This is a genomic window from Saccharopolyspora sp. NPDC002686 (genome assembly GCF_040295745.1).
Lineage (GTDB): Bacteria > Actinomycetota > Actinomycetes > Mycobacteriales > Pseudonocardiaceae > Saccharopolyspora > Saccharopolyspora oryzae.
Genome location: NZ_JBEOVY010000575.1, coordinates 1 through 2,747, shown reverse-complemented (window position 1 = coordinate 2,747; position 2,747 = coordinate 1). Strand labels below are relative to the sequence as shown.

Genomic DNA, 2,747 nt, shown 5'->3' with positions numbered 1-2,747 from the left:
GCTGCCTCGTCGAAACCGCGCTCCGACAAGTACTCGCGGGCCTTGAGCGCCTCCGGCGAACGCAGCTGCTCGGCGTAGAACTCGGCGGCGATGCGGTGCGCCTCGACCATCCGCGCCCTGGTACCGCGGTCGCGCTTGGGCCCCGGAGCGCCGCCCTCGTACTGCAGCTGGACACCGACCTGGTCGGCCAGCCGCTCGACGGCTTCCACGAAGCCGAGGTGCTCGATCTTCATCACGAAGGCGATGACGTCGCCGCCCTCACCGCAACCGAAGCAGTGGAAGGTGCCGTGGCTCGGGCGCACGTTGAACGACGGGGTCTTCTCGTCGTGGAACGGGCACAGGCCCTTCTGCGCGCCGCCACCGGCGTTCCGCAGGGCGACGTACTCGCCTACGACGACGTCGATCCGGCTGCGATCGCGCACTTCGGCGATGTCGCTCTCCCGGATCCTGCCTACCACGTGGACCAGTCTAGGGGCATTGTGATCGCCGCGGTCCGGGTACCTCTGGTCGGGCCGCACCCGCGGTTCCACCGATTCGGCGCGTCCGCGGTGCCGCTTGCGGCAGAATCGCCGTCGTGGCCGTCAGCAGCACCGCGCTCGCCGCGGAATTCGACCAGCACCGCAGCCGGTTGATCGGTCTCGGCTACCGGCTCACCGGCCGGATCGCCGACGCCGAGGACGCCGTCCAGGACGCCTGGTTCCGGCTCGCCTCGACCGACCGCGCGGACATCCGCGACCTGAGCGCCTGGCTGACGACCGTGGTCAGCCGGCTGTGCCTGGACCGGATGCGTTCTGCGGCGGTGCAGCGCGAGCAGTACGTCGGCCCGTGGCTGCCGGAACCGCTGGTGACCTCGCTCGACGACGACCCCGGCGACATCGTGGCCGATCAGGACGACCTGCGGATGGCCGCGTTGCGCGTGCTGCACGAGCTGACGCCCGACCAGCGGCTGGCGTTCGTCCTGCACGACAGCTTCGACGTGCCGTTCGCCGAGATCGCCGACGTGCTCGGCTGCAGCGTCGTCGCGGCCCGGCAGCACGCCTCGCGAGCGCGTCGCGCGATGGCCGACGCCGACCCGCCGCCGCGGGTGCCGCTGCCCGAGCAGCAACGCGTGCTGGAGGAGTTCCTCGCTGCCGTGGCGTCGAAGGACATCGACGCGGTGGCGCGAGCGCTGCACCCGGCGATCGCGGTCTACGGCGACAGCGGTGGCAAGGCCCGCACCGCCCGGCGGCCGGTCGTGGGCGTCGACAAGGTGGCCCGGTTCATCGTCGGACTCATGCAGAAGTACGACGACGGACTGGTCGCGAGCCTCCGTCCGGTCCTGGTCAACGGCGACCTCGGCGTCGTCCTGCCCGGCACCCCCGACATCGCGGGCCGCGTGTTCACCCTTTCGATCATCGACGGCCGGGCGGCGACCCTCTTCGACGTCGTCAACCCCGACAAGCTCACCCGGATCCCCTGGTGAACGGGCCGGATCACGCCGGGTCAGTGATCCGGGCGAGGAAGTAGAGGGCTCCGGTCGCCTGGTGGCGGACCAGGAAGAGGAAGGGGCGGTCCACCTCGACGCGGATCGGGTCCGGCTCCCGGATGATCGCCGACAGGCGCATCATCATCGCCGTCGCCGCCGCGCCTTCGAGGCCCTTCTCGTCCACGTCGAGGACGGCCTGGTGCACCACGGACGAGACCCGCAGCGACTCGTCGGTCAGCGGGGAGAAGTCCGCGGCCGGGGTGAACAGGTCGCGGACGCCGAGCGCGCCCAGCGGACGGGTCAGCTCGGCATCGCCGGTGACCTTGAACTTCGGCAGGAACAGCTCCACGCGCTCCTGCTTCACCGCACCCAGAAGCCGGGCCAGGCGCGCCGCGTCGAGACCGGGCTCAGCCTGCTCCAAACCGTCGTCGGGGAGCAACACGACGGCCTCGACCCCACCGGCGGCGGGGAGGCCGACCACTTGCCAGCCCTCTGCCGCGGCATAGTCGAGACGCCGCGTGACGTGCATCGTCGGCACGTCACCGGCACCGCTCGGAGTGTGGAAGGTGCGCGCGGTGGTGGCCTTGTCGTCGAAGGCCTGGCTCCAGGAGACCTTCAGGTAGAGCGCGTTGACCAGCGCAGCGACCGTGTCCGGGAGGACCGAGCCGGTGGGCAGCAGCTCCGGGATCAGATCGCGGGTGGTTTCCGCGACGTCGGCGTTGATCAGCTGCCGGGACTTCTCCGGGTCGGTGCGGAACGGGGCGTTGCGCACCTCGCTGCCGGGCCAGTCCTTCAGCGCGCGCACGTAGGGCTCCTCGATGCGGAGGTCCTCGTGCGCCCACAGCGTGTTCGCCACCGCGAGCACCGGGGGTTCGGGGGCGGAGCCCGCGGTCAGCTCAGCCGCGCCGCCGAGCACGTCGAGCAGCGCGGACGGCTCCTCGCACAGGGCCGTGACCAGCTCTTGCCGGGTCTGACCACCGGTCGCGGTGGCGGCCAGGCCGAGCGCGCTGGCCACCGAGTACGGCGACCAGCAGAACTGCTCGTCCGGGTTCGGGGCGAGCTGCCGGTGCAGGGACAAGCTGAAGTCGAGGTGTTCGCTCACGGCCGCTGGGCTCCGTTTCCGCGTCGGCTCACTCCGGTCTGATCCCGAGTCTGCCAGCCAACGGACCCCGCCGGCCGCGTCCGAACCGCAGTTTCAACTGAGGATTTTCCATCCTCGTCCTGCGCGGCGGTGCCGGTAGCGGAACCTCAGCGCCCGCATGGACTCCGGGTGCCCGACTTG

The 2,747-nt window shown here is 71.2% G+C and carries 3 protein-coding genes; 1 reads left to right on the top strand and 2 read right to left on the bottom strand.

Annotated elements, in window-relative coordinates; all coding sequences use genetic code 11:
* Nucleotides 1-458: CHC2 zinc finger domain-containing protein (locus tag ABTZ89_RS37745; protein WP_351054082.1), on the bottom strand; the 458-nt coding region annotated here is incomplete at its 3' end.
* A 116-nt stretch (nt 459-574) separates the two neighbouring features.
* Between ABTZ89_RS37745 and ABTZ89_RS37740 the strand changes: the two genes are divergently transcribed.
* The gene (locus tag ABTZ89_RS37740) at nt 575-1,462 is read left to right on the top strand and encodes a sigma-70 family RNA polymerase sigma factor (protein WP_270952049.1); all 888 of its coding nucleotides are present in this window, start codon (nt 575-577) and stop codon (nt 1,460-1,462) included.
* Nucleotides 1,463-1,472: 10 nt separating this feature from the next.
* On the opposite strand, the gene ABTZ89_RS37735 is transcribed toward ABTZ89_RS37740, so the two are convergent.
* Entirely contained in the window at nt 1,473-2,567 is a 1,095-nt protein-coding gene (locus tag ABTZ89_RS37735; RefSeq protein WP_351054078.1) for a serpin family protein, read from the bottom strand.
* Between the last annotated feature and the right edge of the window lie 180 nt (nt 2,568-2,747).